The following is a 16891-nucleotide window of genomic DNA, read 5'->3' as shown; positions in this document are numbered from 1 at the left end:
CGGGTGTGAAGGACCGGCGGAGCGGTGAGCACTGGGCCGGCCGGCTCTACATGCGCGAGATCTCGCTGCGGATAGACCGGCACCTGGTGAACACCCGGGTCACGCCCAACCAGCTGACCTACCTGATGACCGTGTTCGGCGTCCTCGCCGCCCCGGCCCTGCTGGTGCCGGGCATCTGGGGCGCCGTCCTCGGTGTGCTGATGGTCCAGCTGTATCTGCTGTTCGACTGCGTCGACGGCGAGATCGCCCGCTGGCGCAAGCAGTACTCGATGGCCGGTATCTACGTGGACCGGGTCGGCGCCTACCTGTGCGACGCCGCCGTGCTCGTCGGCTTCGGGCTGCGCGCCGCCGACCTGTGGGGCACCGGCCGGATCGACTGGCTGTGGGCCTTCCTCGGCACCCTCGCCGCCCTCGGCGCCATCCTGATCAAGGCCGAGACGGACCTCGTCGGCGTCGCCCGGCACCAGCAGGGCAAGCCGCCGGTCCAGGAGTCGGCCGCCGAGCCGCGCACCTCCGGCATGGCCCTGGCCCGCAAGGCCGCCGCCGCCCTGAAGTTCCACCGGCTGATCCTCGGTGTCGAGGCCTCCCTGCTGATCCTGGTCCTCGCGATCGTGGACCAGGCCCGGGGCGACCTCTTCTTCTCCCGGCTCGGCGTCGCCGTACTCGCCGGAATCGCGCTGCTCCAGACACTGCTGCACCTGGTGTCCATCCTCGCCTCCAGCAGGCTGAAGTGAGCGGCGGCATGAAGGTCGGCGCGGTGATCATCACCATGGGCAACCGCCCGGACGAACTCCGCGCCCTCCTCGACTCGGTCGCCAAGCAGGAGGGCGACCGGGTCGAGGCGGTCGTCGTCGGCAACGGCTCGCCCGTCCCGGACGTCCCCGAGGGCGTACGGACGGTCGAGCTGCCCGAGAACCTGGGCATCCCCGGCGGCCGCAACATAGGCATCGAGGCGTTCGGACCCAGCGGCCGGGACGTCGACGTCCTGCTCTTCCTCGACGACGACGGCCTGCTCGCGCACCACGACACCGCCGAACTCTGCCGCCGGGCCTTCGACGCCGACCCGAAGCTCGGCATCGTCAGCTTCCGGATCGCCGACCCGGAGACCGGGGAGACCCAGCGGCGCCATGTGCCCCGGCTGCGGGCCGCCGACCCGATGCGCTCCTCCCGGGTCACCACGTTCCTCGGCGGTGCCAACGCCGTACGCACCCAGGTCTTCGCCGAAGTCGGCGGCCTCCCGGACGAGTTCTTCTACGCGCACGAGGAGACCGACCTGGCCTGGCGGGCCCTCGACGCGGGCTGGATGATCGACTACCGGTCCGACATGGTGCTGTACCACCCGACGACCGCGCCGTCCCGGCACGCGGTCTACCACCGCATGGTCGCCCGCAACCGCGTCTGGCTCGCGCGCCGCAATCTGCCGACCCCGCTGGTCCCGGTCTACCTGGGCGTCTGGCTGCTGCTGACCCTGCTCCGCAAGCCCTCGGGCCCGGCCCTCAGAGCCTGGTTCGGCGGCTTCAAGGAGGGCTGGACCAGCTCCTGCGGCCCCCGCCGGCCCATGAAGTGGCGTACGGTGTGGCGGCTGACCCGACTGGGACGGCCTCCCGTCATCTGACAAGCTCGAAATCTGAGAGCATTCGGCCGTACCCGGTCCAGGTTTCCGCCTCGGCCCGACCAGGCTGCGCACTTTGAGGACGAAAGTTTCCATTTGTGAGTGAGACAACGCATGACGGCAGGGTTGTGGTGAGCGACCGTCCGTCGCCCGACGACGGGCTCTCCGCGACGGAACTGGCCGCCAAGTACGGGCTCGCCGTGAGCGGCGCCCGGCCCGGACTCGCCGAGTACGTCCGCCAGATGTGGGGGCGGCGGCACTTCATCCTCGCCTTCTCCCAGGCGAAGCTCACCGCGCAGTACAGCCAGGCCAAGCTCGGCCAGCTGTGGCAGGTGGCCACCCCGCTGCTCAACGCGCTCGTGTACTTCCTGATCTTCGGTCTGATCCTGGGCGCCGACCGCGGCATGCCCCGCGAGGTGTACATCCCGTTCCTGGTCACGGGTGTGTTCGTGTTCACCTTCACCCAGAGCTCGGTGATGGCGGGCGTCCGCGCGATCTCCGGCAACCTCGGCCTGGTGCGCGCCCTGCACTTCCCCCGCGCCTCGCTGCCGATCTCCTTCGCGCTCCAGCAGCTCCAGCAGCTGCTGTTCTCGATGATCGTGCTGTTCTGCGTGGCGGTCGGCTTCGGCAGCTACCCGAAGCTGTCCTGGCTGCTGATCGTCCCCGTGCTGGTGCTGCAGTTCCTCTTCAACACCGGCCTCGCGCTGATCATGGCCCGGATGGGGTCCAAGACCCCGGACCTCGCGCAGCTGATGCCGTTCGTGATGCGGACCTGGATGTACGCCTCCGGCGTCATGTTCTCCATCCCGGTGATGCTGGAGGACCACCCCAAGTGGATCGCCGACATCCTCCAGTGGAACCCGGCCGCGATCTACATGGACCTGATGCGCTTCGCGCTGATCGACGGCTACGGCTCGGAGAACCTGCCCCCGCACGTGTGGGCGGTCGCCGGCGGCTGGGCCGCGCTGATCGCGCTCGGCGGCTTCGTGTACTTCTGGAAGGCGGAGGAGAGGTACGGCCGTGGCTGAGTCACTCATCCCCACCGTCATCGCGGACGAACTGCACATCGTCTACCGCGTCAACGGCGCCAAGACCGGCAAGGGCAGCGCCACCGCCGCCCTCAGCCGCATCCTCAAGCGCGGCGAGGAGCGCGGGGTGCGCAAGGTGCACGCCGTCAAGGGCGTCTCCTTCACCGCCTACCGCGGCGAGGCCATCGGTCTGATCGGCTCCAACGGCTCCGGCAAGTCGACCCTGCTGCGCGCCATCGCCGGGCTGCTCCCGGCGGAGAAGGGCAAGGTCTTCACCGACGGCCAGCCCTCGCTGCTCGGTGTCAACGCGGCCCTGATGAACGACCTCACGGGCGAGCGGAACGTCATATTGGGCGGTCTCGCGATGGGCATGTCCCGCGAGCAGATCAGGGAGCGCTACCAGGGGATCGTCGACTTCTCCGGCATCAACGAGAAGGGCGACTTCATCACCCTGCCGATGCGCACCTACTCCTCCGGTATGGCGGCCCGCCTGCGGTTCTCCATCGCGGCGGCCAAGGACCACGACGTGCTGATGATCGACGAGGCCCTCGCCACCGGGGACCGCTCCTTCCAGAAGCGCTCCGAGGCCCGCATCCGCGAGCTGCGCAAGGAGGCCGGTACGGTCTTCCTGGTCAGCCACAACAACAAGTCCATCCGCGACACCTGCGACCGCGTCCTGTGGCTCGAACGCGGCGAACTGCGCATGGACGGCCCGACGGACGAGGTCCTCAAGGAATACGAGAAGTTCACGGGGAAGTAGTCCCGAGCGACCCGGGCCCCGTCGGAACTGATCCGGCGGGGCTCGGCGTCTGCAAGGGATACCGGGATCCCGGTGCGTGTACGGGGGCCGGGGGGCGGCGTCCGCAAAGGAAACGCCAACTTCGGCAAGGATGCGTCAACTCCGGCCGCCCATAGGAATCTTGGGGGCAATCGGTGCGTTCTTGTGATGTGCAGGACACCCCTACGGAGCATGGTGCGTTGTACAACGTAAGCTGTACCGGTGCCGAATCGCGGCAAGTGGGTCCATAATGCGCGACACCCGGCATCAGCCGCAGACGCCGCCCACTGGGCGGCGTGTCCGAAATAGTGCGTATTGGGTCGGCAGTGTAGAACGGGAGATGTGACGGCCATGGCTACGGAGACTCCCCTGCTCAAGCACGCTTCTGCCGTTCCCGCGCCGGGTGACGAGCGGTGACCGAAGCCGGGACGGCGCGCACCGGGGACCCGGAGCGCGACACCCTCGACAAGGCCGGGGCCGAGAACTTTCCCGTCGCCCCGTTCTTCCTGCCCAGGGCCTGGCGCGACGATCTCCTCGCGGTCTACGGATTCGCCCGCCTCGTCGACGACATCGGCGACGGCGACCTCGCCCCCGGCGGCGCCGACGCCCGCCTCCTGGGCGTCTCCCCGCAGGACGCCGACGACCGGCTCCTCCTCCTCGACGCCTTCGAGGCCGACCTCGGCAGGGTCTTCGACGGCACCCCGGACCACCCGCTGCTGCGCCGCCTCCAGCGCACCGTCCGCGCCCACTCCCTCACCCCCGGGCCGTTCCTCGCCCTGATCGCCGCCAACCGCCAGGACCAGCTGGTCAAGCGGTACGAGACCTACGACGACCTGCTCGCCTACTGCGCGCTGTCCGCCAACCCGGTCGGTCACCTGGTCCTCGCCGTCACCGGCACCACCACCCCCGAGCGGATCCGGCACTCCGACGCGATCTGCACCGCGCTGCAGATCGTCGAACACCTCCAGGACGTCGCCGAGGACCTGCGCCGCGACCGGATTTATCTGCCCGCCGCCGACATGAAGCGCTTCCACGTCCAGGAGGCCGATCTCGCCGCCCCCACCGCGGGTGCCTCGGTGCGGGCGCTGATCGCGTACGAGGCGGACCGCGCCCGGAATCTCCTGGACGACGGCACCCCGCTCGTGAGCAGCGTCCACGGCAGGCTCCGGCTGCTCCTCGCGGGGTTCGTGGCGGGCGGCCGGGCGGCCGTCCACGCGATCACCGCCGCCGCATTCGACGTACTTCCCGGCCCGCCCAAGCCCGGCAAGCTCCGGCTGCTGCGCGAGGTGGGCGCGACCCTGCGAGGAGAGGGGTGATCCGGACCGTGGAGTCGGAACCACACACGTCCGCGCCGGTACTCGCCGCCTACAGCTACTGCGAGGCCGTCACCGGACAGCAGGCCCGTAACTTCGCCTACGGCATCAGGCTGCTGCCGACGCCCAAGCGCCGCGCCATGTCCGCGCTGTACGCCCTCTCCCGGCGCGTCGACGACATCGGGGACGGCGCGCTCGCGGTCGGCGTCAAGGCGGCCCGGCTGGAGGAGACCAGAGCACTGCTCACCCGGGTCCGGGACCGCTCCGTCGACGAGGACGACACCGACCCCGTCGCCGTCGCCCTCGCCCATGCCGCGACGGTCTTCCCGATCCCGCTCGACGCCCTCGACGAACTCATCGACGGCGTCCTCATGGACGTACGCGGCGAGCACTACGAGACCTGGGACGACCTCAAGGTCTACTGCCGCTGTGTCGCCGGTGCCATCGGCCGGCTCTCGCTCGGCGTCTTCGGCACGGAACCGGGGGCGCGCGGCGCGGAGCGCGCGCCGGAGTACGCCGACACCCTCGGGCTCGCGCTCCAACTGACCAACATCCTCAGGGACGTTCGGGAGGACGCGGAGGGCGGGCGTACCTATCTGCCCGCCGACGACCTCGCCAAGTTCGGCTGCTCCGCGGGGTTCGCCGGACCGCTCCCACCCGCCGACTCCGACTTCGCGGGTCTGGTGCACTTCGAAGTGCGCCGGGCCCGCGCCCTCTTCGCCGAGGGCTATGGTCTGCTGCCCATGCTCGACCGCCGCAGCGGCGCCTGTGTCGCCGCCATGGCCGGCATCTACCGGCGCCTCCTCGACCGTATCGAGCGCGAGCCGGAGGCCGTGCTGCGCGGCCGGGTCTCGCTGCCCGGCCGCGAGAAGGCCTACGTCGCCGTACGCGGACTGTCCGGTCTGGACGCCCGCCATGTGTCGCGCCGTACCGTCAGGAGGCGCGTCTGATGGACAATCCGGTCCAAGGTGAATCCATCGGGGAAAAGTGGTACGCAACCCTCCGCGCCCGGCGGGCGTCCCTGACTTCGACGGTCTGCCGCGAGCCGATCCGGTACCCCGGCGGACCGGCAGGGGAGGGTGCACGATGACCGACGGCGCACAGTCCGAGGGACTGCTCGACACGGACCGTACGGGCCGGCCCCGGAGCACGGCCGTGGTGGTCGGCGGGGGACTGGCCGGCATCACCGCCGCGCTCTCGCTCGCCGACGCGGGCGTGGACGTCACCCTCGTCGAAGGCCGGCCCCGGCTCGGCGGACTCGCCTTCTCCTTCCAGCGCGGCGACCTGACCGTCGACAACGGACAGCACGTCTATATGCGGTGCTGCACCGCCTACCGCTGGTTCCTCGACCGTGTCGACGGGGCCGCGCTCGCGCCGCTGCAGGATCGTCTCGACGTGCCGGTTCTCGACGCCGACGGCCCTACCGGACGACGGCTCGGCAGACTCCGGCGCGACGCGCTGCCCGTCCCCCTGCACCTGGGGCGCAGCCTCGCCACCTACACCCATCTCTCGCTCGCCGAACGCGCCAAGGTCGGCCGGGCCGCACTGGCCCTCAAGGCGCTCGACCTCGCCGATCCCGCGCTGGACGAACGGGACTTCGGCGGCTGGCTCGCCGCGCACGGTCAGTCGGCGCGGGCGATCGAGGCACTGTGGGACCTCGTCGGGGTCGCCACCCTCAACGCGGTGGCCGGCGACGCCTCGCTCGGGCTCGCCGCGATGGTGTTCAAGACGGGTCTGCTGTCCGACCCGGGCGCCGCCGACATCGGCTGGGCCCATGTCCCGCTGGGCGACCTGCACGACCGGCTCGCCCGCAAGGCGCTCGACTCGGCGGGCGTCCGCACCGAACTCCGTACCCGGGTCACCTCCATCGCCCGTAAGGAGAACGGGAGTTGGCGGGTCGAGGTGCCCGGTGAGAGCCTGGACGCCGACGCGGTCGTCCTCGCCGTACCGCAGCGCGAGACCCACGACCTGCTGCCCGAGGGCGCGCTCGACGAGCCCGGACGCCTGCTGGAGATCGGCACCGCGCCGATCCTCAACGTCCATGTGGTGTACGACCGGAAGGTGCTGAGCAAGCCGTTCTTCGCGGCGCTCGGCTCCCCGGTGCAGTGGGTCTTCGACCGGACCGAGGCGTCCGGGCTGCGCGCGGGCCAGTATCTGGCGCTGTCGCAGTCCGCCGCGCAGGACGAGATCGACACGCCCGTCGCCGAGCTGCGGACGCGGTATCTGCCCGAGCTGGAACGGCTGCTGCCCGGCACGCGCGGCGCCGAGGTGAAGGACTTCTTCGTGACCCGGGAGCGCACCGCCACGTTCGCTCCCACCCCCGGCGTCGGACGGCTCAGGCCCGGCGCCCGCACCAAGGCATCCGGCCTGTACCTGGCCGGAGCGTGGACCGCCACCGGGTGGCCCGCGACCATGGAGAGTGCGGTCCGCAGCGGCATCGGCGCGGCGGACGCCGCCCTCGCCGCGCTGGGCCGCCCCCGCGAACACCTCTTCGGCTTTGAGGAGGCGGCGTGACGCTCGAAGCGCACCGGAACGGGTCCCGCACTCTCGGTACCACGAACACATCGACATCTGGAGAGACTGTGCCCACTGTGCCCCCGGCCGTGACGGCCGCTGCGAGGACCGCGGTGGACGTCACCGCGCTCCTGGAGCGCGGGCGGACCCTGGCCACGCCCGTGCTGCGGGCGGCCGTCGAGCGGCTGGCGCCCCCCATGGACACCGTCGCCGCCTACCACTTCGGCTGGATCGACGCCCATGGCAAGCCCGCGGACGGCGACGGCGGCAAGGCCGTCCGTCCCGCGCTCGCCGTCATGTCCGCCGAGGTCACCGGCGCCGCACCCGAGGTCGGCATCCCCGGCGCCGTCGCCGTGGAGCTGGTGCACAACTTCTCGCTGCTGCACGACGACCTGATGGACGGCGACGAACAGCGCCGCCACCGCGACACCGTCTGGAAGGTCCACGGCCCCGCCCAGGCCATCCTCGTCGGCGACGCCCTGATGGTCCTCGCCAACGAGGTCCTCCTCGAACTGGGCACCGCCGAGGCGGCCCGCGCCACCCGCCGCGTCACCACGGCCACCCGCGCGCTCATCGACGGCCAGGCCCAGGACATCTCCTACGAGCACCGCGAGCGGGTCGCCGTCGAGGAGTGCCTGGAGATGGAGGGCAACAAGACCGGCGCCCTGCTCGCCTGCGCCTGCTCCATCGGCGCCGTCCTCGGCGGCGCGGACGACCACACCGCCGACACCCTGGAGAAGTACGGCTACCACCTGGGCCTCGCTTTCCAGGCCGTCGACGACCTGCTGGGCATCTGGGGCGACCCGGTCTCCACCGGCAAGCAGACCTGGAGCGATCTGCGGCAGCGCAAGAAGTCCCTGCCGGTCGTGGCCGCGCTCGCGGCGGGCGGTGCCGCCTCCGAGGAACTCGGTGAGCTGCTCGCCGCCGACGCCAAGAGCAACGACTTCGAGAACTTCTCCGAGGAGGAGTTCGCCGCCCGTGCCGCCCTCATCGAGCGGGCCGGCGGCCGGGAGTGGACCGCCGAGGAGGCCCGCCGCCAGCACACCATCGCCATCGAGGCACTGGACTCGATCCGGATGCCCGAGCGGGTGCGCGAGGAGTTCGCGGCGCTCGCCGACTTCGTCGTCGTACGCAAGAGATGACCGCCATCCCCCAGGAGTCGACCGTCATCGGTCGAATAGCCCTCGCGTAGTCGCCGGCCGGTGCTCGTCACCGGACACGCACCGGCCGACGGCTGACCCACCGCAGAGAGATCCGTCCACTGCACGAAGGGGAAGCCATGACAGCGACGACCGACGGAAGCACCGGGGCCCTGCCGCCCCGCGCCCCCTCGGCCAGCGACACCGACCACGACACCCCGCCGGCGGGCGTCCGGGGCGCCGCCGCGGACGCCGTGCGGCGTGCCACCGACTTCCTCCTCTCCCGGCAGGACGCCCAGGGCTGGTGGAAGGGCGACCTGGAGACCAACGTCACCATGGACGCCGAGGACCTGCTGCTCCGTCAGTTCCTGGGCATCCGCGACGAGAAGACCACCCGGGCCGCCGCCCTGTTCATCAGGGGCGAGCAGCGCCCGGACGGCACCTGGGCCACCTTCTACGGCGGCCCGCCCGACCTCTCCGCCACCGTCGAGGCGTATGTCGCGCTGCGGCTGGCCGGGGACGGACCCGAAGAGCCGCACATGGCGCGGGCGTCGGCGTGGATCCGGGAGCGCGGCGGGATCGCCGCCGCCCGGGTCTTCACCCGGATCTGGCTGGCGCTGTTCGGCTGGTGGAAGTGGGACGACCTGCCGGAGATGCCACCGGAGATCGTCTGGTTCCCCCGGTGGATGCCGCTGAACATCTACGACTTCGGCTGCTGGGCCCGCCAGACGATCGTGCCGCTGACCGTCGTCTCCGCGAAGCGTCCGGTGCGGCCCGCGCCGTTCCCGCTGGACGAGCTGCACACCGACCCCGGGCGGCCCAACCCGCCCAGACCCCTTGATCCACTGGGCAGTTGGGAGGGTGCCTTCCAACGGCTCGACAAGCTGCTGCACGGCTACCACAAGGTGGCGCTGAAGCGGCTGCGCAAAGCCGCCATGAACAGCGCGGCGCGCTGGATCGTCGAGCGGCAGGAGAACGACGGCTGCTGGGGCGGCATCCAGCCTCCCGCCGTGTACTCGATCATCGCGCTGCATCTGCTCGGCTACGACCTCCAGCACCCGGTGATGCGGGCCGGGTTGGAGTCCCTGGACCGGTTCGCCGTGTGGCGCGAGGACGGGGCCCGGATGATCGAGGCCTGCCAGTCCCCGGTGTGGGACACCTGCCTCGCCGTCATCGCGCTCGCCGACGCGGGAGTGCCCGCCGGTCATCCCCAACTCGTCAAGGCCGCCGACTGGATGCTCGGCGAGGAGATCGTGCGCCCCGGCGACTGGTCGGTGAAGCGGCCCCAACTACCGCCCGGTGGCTGGGCGTTCGAGTTCCACAACGACAACTACCCCGACATCGACGACACCGCCGAGGTCGTCCTCGCGCTGCGCCGCGTCGAACACCCCGACCCGCAGCGGGTGGAGAGAGCCGTACGGCGCGGGGTGCGGTGGACCGTGGGCATGCAGTCGAGGAACGGGGCGTGGGCCGCCTTCGACGTCGACAACACCAGCCCGTTCCCCAATCGGCTGCCGTTCTGCGACTTCGGCGAGGTCATCGACCCGCCGTCCGCCGATGTCACCGCGCACGTGGTGGAGATGCTCGCCGTCGAGGGCCTGTCCCACGATCCGCGCACCCGGCGCGGCATCGAGTGGCTGCTCGCCGAACAGGAGCCGAACGGCGCGTGGTTCGGCCGCTGGGGCGTCAACTACGTCTACGGCACCGGCTCGGTGGTGCCCGCGCTGGTGACCGCCGGGCTGCCCGCCGCCCATCCCGCGATCCGCCGGGCCGTGGCCTGGCTGGAGACCGTACAGAACGACGACGGCGGCTGGGGCGAGGATCTGCGCTCCTACCCCGACCCCGCCGAATGGGGCGGCAAGGGCGCCTCCACCGCTTCCCAGACCGCGTGGGCGCTGCTCGCGCTGCTGGCGGCGGGCGAGCGGGACGCCAAGGCCACCGAACGCGGTGTCGAGTGGCTGGCCCGGACCCAGCGGGAGGACGGCTCCTGGGACGAGCCGTACTTCACCGGCACCGGCTTCCCCTGGGACTTCTCGATCAACTACCACCTTTACCGGCAGGTCTTCCCGCTCACCGCTCTCGGCCGGTACGTCCACGGCGAGCCGCCCGTGCTGACGGCACGGGGACGCTGATGAACCCGCCCGCCGCCCCGGCCCCGCTGCTGATCGCCTGCGCGCTCGGCATCGAGCAGCTGGCCCTGCGCAGCGGTGACCGGGGCGGCGCCGGGGGCCCGGTCACCGTCCTGCGCACCGGTATGGGGCCGCGGGCCGCCGAACGGTCCGTCACCCGGCTGCTGGCCGACCCGGAACTGCGGGACGCGGCTGTCCTGGCCACCGGGTTCTGCGCCGGACTCGCCCCCGGGATGCACCCCGGTGACGTGGTGGTCGCCGAGGAGACGCGGGGGCCGGGGGGTGCCGTGACGCCTTGTGCATCCACCAGACGTCTGGTCAAAGAGCTGGAGCGCGTGCTGCCCGGGCGCACGGTCCACACCGGCCCGCTCACCGGATCCGACCACGTCGTCCGTGGCCAGGAACGGTCCGATCTGTTCGCGACCGGCGCGATCGCGGTCGACATGGAGTCCGCCGTCACGCTCCACTGCGCCGTGAGATCCGGCGCACGCCCTGTTGCGGCCGTCCGGGTGGTCGTGGACGCTCCTGAACATGAACTGGTCCGGATCGGCACGGTACGCGGTGGAATATCAGCCTTCCGCGTCCTTCGTGCCGTCCTTCCCGCTTACTACGAATGGCACCGTTCCTTGCTGCTCCCCAGGAGGTGAGCCAGATGGCCATGCCGCTCCGCCAGTCCATCAAGGTGGCGACCTATCTCGCCGAACAGAAGCTCCGCAAGCGGGACAAGTTCCCGCTGATCGTCGAGCTGGAACCGCTCTACGCCTGCAATCTGAAGTGCGAGGGCTGCGGCAAGATCCAGCACCCGGCCGGCGTGCTCAAACAGCGCATGCCGGTGGCGCAGGCCGTGGGCGCCGTCCTGGAGTCCGGTGCGCCGATGGTGTCCATCGCCGGCGGTGAACCCCTGATGCACCCTCAGATCGACGAGATCGTGCGGCAGTTGGTGGCCAGGCGGAAGTACGTCTTCCTGTGCACCAACGCCCTGCTCATGCGCAAGAAGATGGAGAAGTTCAAGCCCTCGCCGTACTTCGCGTTCGCCGTGCACATCGACGGGCTGCGGGAGCGGCACGACGAGTCGGTGGCGAAGGAGGGGGTGTTCGACGAGGCCGTGGCCGCCATCAAGGAGGCCAAGAAGCGCGGCTTCCGAGTCACCACCAACTCGACCTTCTTCAACACCGACACCCCGCAGACCATCATCGAGGTCCTCAACTTCCTCAATGACGACCTCCAGGTCGACGAGATGATGATCTCGCCCGCCTACGCCTACGAGAAGGCACCCGACCAAGAGCACTTCCTCGGCGTCGAGCAGACCCGCGAACTGTTCAAGAAGGCCTTCTCCGGCGGCAACCGGCGGCGCTGGCGCCTCAACCACTCGCCCCTCTTCCTCGACTTCCTCGAAGGCAAGGTCGACTTCCCGTGCACGGCGTGGGCGATCCCCAACTACTCGCTCTTCGGCTGGCAGCGGCCCTGCTACCTGATGAGCGACGGGTACGTCACCACGTACCGCGAACTGATCGAGGACACTGACTGGAACGCCTACGGCCGGGGCAAGGACCCGCGTTGTGCCAATTGCATGGCGCACTGCGGCTATGAGCCGACGGCCGTGCTCGCCACCATGGGATCGTTGAAGGAGTCCCTGCGCGCCCTGCGCGAGACCGTCTCCGGGAACCAGGCGAACCACGGCAGCCAGGCGAACCACGGGAACCAGGGGTGATGTGAATGACCGCCGTGTCGCTGGGCGTCCCCGAGCTGCCCGCCCGACCGATCGCGGAGCGCCGCCTCTCGCGGCGTATCCAGGTCGGCGCGGTGGCCGTGGGGGGCGGGGCCCCGGTGTCGGTGCAGTCGATGACGACGACCCGTACCTCGGACGTCGGCGCCACCCTGCAGCAGATCGCCGAACTCACCGCCTCCGGCTGTCAGATCGTCCGGGTCGCCTGCCCCACGCAGGACGACGCGGACGCGCTGGCCACCATCGCCCGCAAGTCACAGATCCCCGTGATCGCGGACATCCACTTCCAGCCGAAGTACGTGTTCGCGGCGATCGAGGCCGGCTGCGCGGCGGTGCGGGTGAACCCCGGCAACATCAAGCAGTTCGACGACAAGGTCAAGGAGATCGCACGGGCGGCGAAGGACCATGGGACCCCGATCCGGATCGGGGTCAACGCCGGCTCGCTCGACCGGCGGCTGCTCCAGAAGTACGGGAAGGCGACGCCCGAGGCGCTGGTGGAGTCCGCGCTGTGGGAGTCCTCGCTGTTCGAGGAGCACGACTTCCGGGACATCAAGATCTCGGTCAAGCACAACGACCCGGTCGTGATGATCGAGGCGTACCGGCAGCTGGCCGCCCAGTGCGACTACCCGTTGCATCTGGGTGTGACGGAGGCCGGTCCGGCGTTCCAGGGCACGATCAAGTCCGCCGTGGCCTTCGGGGCGCTGCTCGGCGAGGGGATCGGCGACACCATCCGGGTCTCGTTGAGCGCCCCGCCGGTCGAGGAGATCAAGGTCGGCATCCAGATCCTCGAGTCGCTGAACCTGCGGCAGCGACGCCTGGAGATCGTCTCGTGCCCCTCGTGCGGGCGGGCGCAGGTCGATGTGTACCGGCTCGCGGACGAGGTCAGCGCCGGACTCGAAGGCATGGAGGTGCCGTTGCGGGTCGCGGTCATGGGCTGCGTCGTCAACGGGCCCGGGGAGGCGCGGGAGGCGGACCTGGGGGTCGCCTCCGGCAACGGCAAGGGGCAGATCTTCGTGAAGGGCGAGGTCATCAGGACCGTGCCCGAGTCGAAGATCGTGGAGACCCTCATCGACGAGGCGATGAAGATCGCCGAGCGGATGGAGAAGGACGGCGTCGCGTCGGGGGAGCCGGCGGTCACCGTGAGCTGACAACACGGGCTGAGAAGCACGGATCGAGAGGGGGCCCGACGTGACGATTCTGGAGAGCATCCGGCAACCGCGCGACCTGAAGGCGCTGACCGAGGCGGAACTCGGTGAACTGGCCGAAGAAATCCGGGAGTTCCTGGTGCACGCGGTCGCCAGGACCGGTGGTCACCTGGGGCCCAACCTGGGGGTGGTGGAACTCACCGTCGCCCTGCACCGGGTCTTCGAGTCACCCGTCGACCGCATCGTCTGGGACACCGGGCACCAGAGCTATGTGCACAAGCTGCTGACCGGGCGTCAGGACTTCTCCAAGCTGCGTGGCAAGGGCGGCCTGTCCGGCTACCCCTCGCGCGAGGAGTCCGAGCACGACATCGTCGAGAACAGTCACGCCTCCACCGCCCTCGGCTGGGCGGACGGCCTCGCCAAGGCCCGCCAGGTGCGGGGGGAGAAGGGCCATGTCGTCGCGGTCATCGGCGACGGCGCCCTGACCGGCGGCATGGCCTGGGAGGCCCTCAACAACATCGCGGCCGCCAAGGACCGGCCGCTCATCATCGTCGTCAACGACAACGAACGCTCCTACTCACCCACCATAGGCGGCCTCGCCAACCACCTCGCGACCCTGCGCACCACCGACGGCTACGAGCAGTTCCTCGCCTGGGGCAAGGACGTCCTGCTGCGCACCCCGATCGTCGGCAAGGAGGTCTACGAGGCGCTGCACGGGGCGAAGAAGGGCTTCAAGGACGCCTTCGCACCCCAGGGCATGTTCGAAGACCTGGGCCTGAAGTACGTCGGCCCGATCGACGGACACGACACCAAGGCCGTCGAGTCCGCGCTGCGCCGCGCCAAGCGCTTCCACGGGCCCGTCCTGGTGCACTGCCTGACGCAGAAAGGCCGGGGGTACGAGCCGGCGCTCGCCAACGAGGAGGACCACTTCCACACCGTCGGTGTGATGGACCCGCTGACCTGCGAGCCGCTCACCCCGTCCGGTGGCCCGTCCTGGACGTCGGTCTTCGGCGACGAGATCGTACGCATCGGCGACGAGCGCGAGGACGTCGTGGCGATCACGGCGGCCATGCTGCACCCGGTGGGGCTCGGCAGGTTCGCGGAGAAGTTCCCCGACCGGGTGTGGGACGTCGGTATCGCCGAGCAGCACGCGGCCGTCTCTGCGGCGGGGCTCGCCACGGGTGGGCTGCATCCGGTCGTGGCGGTCTACGCGACCTTCCTCAACCGGGCCTTCGACCAGCTGCTGATGGATGTGGCGCTGCACCGGTGCGGGGTCACCTTCGTCCTGGACCGGGCCGGGGTGACCGGCGTCGACGGTGCCTCGCACAACGGCATGTGGGACCTGTCCGTCCTCCAGGTCGTGCCGGGGCTGCGGATCGCCGCGCCGCGCGACGCCGAGCAGTTGCGGACGCAGCTGCGGGAGGCGGTCGCCGTGGACGACGCGCCGACGCTGATCCGGTTCCCGAAGGAGTCGGTCGGACCCGAGATCCCGGCCGTGGACCGGGTGGGCGGTATGGACGTCCTGCACCGTTCCCCGGCCGCGGGGGCCTCGGGCGGCCCGGCGGTGCTGCTGGTCGCCGTCGGGGTGATGGCGTCGGTGTGCCTCCAGGCCGCCGAGCTGCTGGAGAGCCGGGGCATCGGCTGCACCGTCGTCGACCCGCGCTGGGTCAAGCCGGTCGACCCGGCGCTGCCGTGGCTCGCCGCCGACCACCGGCTGGTGGCCGTCGTGGAGGACAACAGCCGTGCGGCCGGGGTCGGTTCGGCCGTCGCCCTCGCCCTGGGGGACGCCGAGGTCGACGTGCCCGTACGGCGGTTCGGGATCCCGGAGCAGTTCCTCGCGCACGCCAAGCGTGGGGAGGTGCTGGCGGACATAGGTCTGACGCCGGTCGAGATCGCCGGGCGGATCAGCGCCTCGCTGGCCGCCCGGGACGACTTCGCGACGGGGGACCCGAAGGGGGATCTGAAGAGGGATCTGAAGGGGGATCTGTCAGAGGCCGAGCCCGCCGAGGAGAAACCGTAGATGACCACCGTGGAACCCGCCGTCGGCACCGGGGGGACCGGGGAGTTCGACCTCGGCAGACTCCTCGCCGAGCGCGGCGCCGAGCGCTACGAACTCCACGCCCGGCACCTCAACCACCAACTCCCGCGCATGCTGCACACCATCGGCTTCGACAAGGTGTACGAGCGGGCCGAGGGCGCGTACTTCTGGGACGCGGACGGCAACGACTACCTGGACATGCTCGCCGGGTTCGGGGTGATGGGGCTCGGCCGCCACCACCCCGTGGTCCGCAAGGCACTGCACGACGTCCTCGACGCGCAGCTCGCCGACCTGACCCGCTTCGACTGCCAGCCGCTGCCCGGACTGCTCGCCGAGAAGCTGCTCGCCCACAGTCCGCACCTGGACCGGGTGTTCTTCGGCAACAGCGGCACCGAGGCCGTCGAGACCGCGCTGAAGTTCGCCCGGTACGCCACCGGCAGACCCCGCGTCCTCTACTGCGACCACGCCTTCCACGGGCTCACCACCGGCTCGCTCTCGGTGAACGGCGAGGACGGCTTCCGGGACGGCTTCGCCCCGCTGCTGCCCGACACGGCCGTACCGCTCGGTGATCTCGACGCCCTGGCGAGGGAGTTGAAGAAGGGAGATGTCGCCGCACTGGTCGTCGAGCCCATCCAGGGCAAGGGGGTGCACGAGGCGCCGCCCGGCTATCTGCGCGCCGCCCAGGAGCTGCTGCACCGACACAAGGCGCTGCTGATCGTCGACGAGGTGCAGACCGGGCTCGGGCGGACCGGGGACTTCTACGCCTACCAGCACGAGGACGGCGTCGAACCCGACCTGGTGTGTGTGGCGAAGGCGCTCTCCGGCGGCTATGTCCCGGTCGGCGCGACCCTCGGCAAGGAGTGGATCTTCAAGAAGGTCTACTCGTCCATGGACCGCGTCCTCGTCCACTCGGCGAGCTTCGGCTCCAACGCCCAGGCCATGGCAGCCGGGCTCGCCGTCCTGTCGGTGATGGAGAACGAGCGGATCGTGGCGGGGGCGCGGGCCACGGGGGAGCTGCTGAAGAGCCGGCTCACGGCGCTGATCGACAAGTACGAGCTGCTCAGTGACGTGCGCGGCCGGGGGCTGATGATCGGCATCGAGTTCGGCCGCCCCACGTCGCTGAAACTGCGCGGCCGTTGGGCGATGCTCCAGGCGGCCCGCAAGGGGCTCTTCGCGCAGATGGTCGTCGTCCCGCTGCTGCAACGGCACCGCATCCTCACCCAGGTCTCCGGCGACCATCTGGAGGTGATCAAGCTGATTCCGCCGCTGGTCGTCGGGGAGCGGGAGGTGGACCGCTTCGTGACGGCCTTCACGGAGGTGATGGACGACGCGCACAGCGGGGGCGGGCTGATGTGGGACTTCGGGAAGACGCTGGTGAAGCAGGCGGTGGCCAACCGGTAGAGGGGCCCACCGGGCCCACGGCTGGGCGGGGGCACGGGCGGTTTTGCCTCTGAGGCAAGGAATTTGCC

Annotated in this window: 15 protein-coding genes; all 15 read left to right on the top strand. The window is 70.6% G+C overall.

All coding sequences use genetic code 11. From position 1 onward, the window contains the following. Positions 1-5 precede the first annotated feature (5 nt). On the top strand, positions 6-734 hold the full coding sequence (locus tag ACZ7MG_RS22650; protein WP_471390906.1) for a CDP-alcohol phosphatidyltransferase family protein: 729 nt from the start codon (positions 6-8) through the stop codon (positions 732-734). Positions 735-742: 8 nt separating this feature from the next. After that, on the top strand, positions 743-1615 hold the full coding sequence (locus ACZ7MG_RS22645) for a glycosyltransferase family 2 protein (protein ID WP_471391342.1): 873 nt from the start codon (positions 743-745) through the stop codon (positions 1613-1615). Positions 1616-1710: 95 nt separating this feature from the next. Further along, positions 1711-2640, top strand: a complete 930-nt coding sequence (locus tag ACZ7MG_RS22640; RefSeq protein WP_471390909.1) for an ABC transporter permease — start codon at positions 1711-1713, stop codon at positions 2638-2640. Beyond that, entirely contained in the window at positions 2633-3400 is a 768-nt protein-coding gene (locus ACZ7MG_RS22635; protein ID WP_471390912.1) for an ABC transporter ATP-binding protein, read from the top strand. The genes ACZ7MG_RS22640 and ACZ7MG_RS22635 overlap by 8 nt, the downstream gene beginning before the upstream one ends. A gap of 431 nt (positions 3401-3831) precedes the next feature. After that, a complete protein-coding gene (hpnC, locus tag ACZ7MG_RS22630) occupies positions 3832-4734 on the top strand; it encodes a squalene synthase HpnC (protein ID WP_471390915.1) in 903 nt (300 codons plus the stop codon). Beyond that, positions 4731-5681 carry a presqualene diphosphate synthase HpnD gene (hpnD, locus tag ACZ7MG_RS22625; protein ID WP_471390918.1) on the top strand — a complete coding sequence of 317 codons (951 nt, stop codon included), beginning with the start codon at positions 4731-4733 and terminating at the stop codon, positions 5679-5681. The genes hpnC and hpnD overlap by 4 nt, the downstream gene beginning before the upstream one ends. Next, positions 5681-5821 (top strand): DUF6380 family protein, encoded by a 141-nt coding sequence (locus ACZ7MG_RS22620; RefSeq protein ID WP_471390921.1) that lies wholly within the window; start codon positions 5681-5683, stop codon positions 5819-5821. The genes hpnD and ACZ7MG_RS22620 overlap by 1 nt, the downstream gene beginning before the upstream one ends. Then, positions 5818-7245: a hydroxysqualene dehydroxylase HpnE gene (gene hpnE, locus ACZ7MG_RS22615; RefSeq protein WP_471390924.1), complete on the top strand. Its 1428-nt coding sequence runs from the start codon at positions 5818-5820 to the stop codon at positions 7243-7245. The genes ACZ7MG_RS22620 and hpnE overlap by 4 nt, the downstream gene beginning before the upstream one ends. Before the next feature lie 89 nt (positions 7246-7334). Further along, on the top strand, positions 7335-8387 hold the full coding sequence (locus ACZ7MG_RS22610) for a polyprenyl synthetase family protein (RefSeq protein ID WP_471391345.1): 1053 nt from the start codon (positions 7335-7337) through the stop codon (positions 8385-8387). A 137-nt stretch (positions 8388-8524) separates the two neighbouring features. Next, positions 8525-10516: a squalene--hopene cyclase gene (gene shc, locus ACZ7MG_RS22605; protein ID WP_471390927.1), complete on the top strand. Its 1992-nt coding sequence runs from the start codon at positions 8525-8527 to the stop codon at positions 10514-10516. Beyond that, positions 10516-11160 (top strand): 5'-methylthioadenosine/S-adenosylhomocysteine nucleosidase family protein, encoded by a 645-nt coding sequence (locus ACZ7MG_RS22600; protein ID WP_471390928.1) that lies wholly within the window; start codon positions 10516-10518, stop codon positions 11158-11160. Before shc ends, ACZ7MG_RS22600 begins: the two co-directional genes overlap by 1 nt. 5 nt (positions 11161-11165) lie before the next feature. After that, positions 11166-12224 (top strand): adenosyl-hopene transferase HpnH, encoded by a 1059-nt coding sequence (gene hpnH / locus ACZ7MG_RS22595; RefSeq protein ID WP_471390931.1) that lies wholly within the window; start codon positions 11166-11168, stop codon positions 12222-12224. A gap of 5 nt (positions 12225-12229) precedes the next feature. Continuing rightward, positions 12230-13387 (top strand): flavodoxin-dependent (E)-4-hydroxy-3-methylbut-2-enyl-diphosphate synthase, encoded by a 1158-nt coding sequence (ispG, locus tag ACZ7MG_RS22590; RefSeq protein WP_471390934.1) that lies wholly within the window; start codon positions 12230-12232, stop codon positions 13385-13387. A gap of 40 nt (positions 13388-13427) precedes the next feature. Further along, positions 13428-15404, top strand: coding sequence for a 1-deoxy-D-xylulose-5-phosphate synthase (dxs, locus tag ACZ7MG_RS22585; RefSeq protein ID WP_471390937.1), 1977 nt, complete (start codon positions 13428-13430; stop codon positions 15402-15404). Next, positions 15405-16823, top strand: coding sequence for an aspartate aminotransferase family protein (locus tag ACZ7MG_RS22580; RefSeq protein WP_471390940.1), 1419 nt, complete (start codon positions 15405-15407; stop codon positions 16821-16823). The last annotated feature ends 68 nt before the right edge of the window (positions 16824-16891 follow it).

The sequence above is a fragment of the Streptomyces sp. NPDC107538 genome (assembly GCF_055657445.1).
Note: the sequence above shows the minus strand (reverse complement) of the source record. Positions and strands in the feature narration are given on the sequence as shown.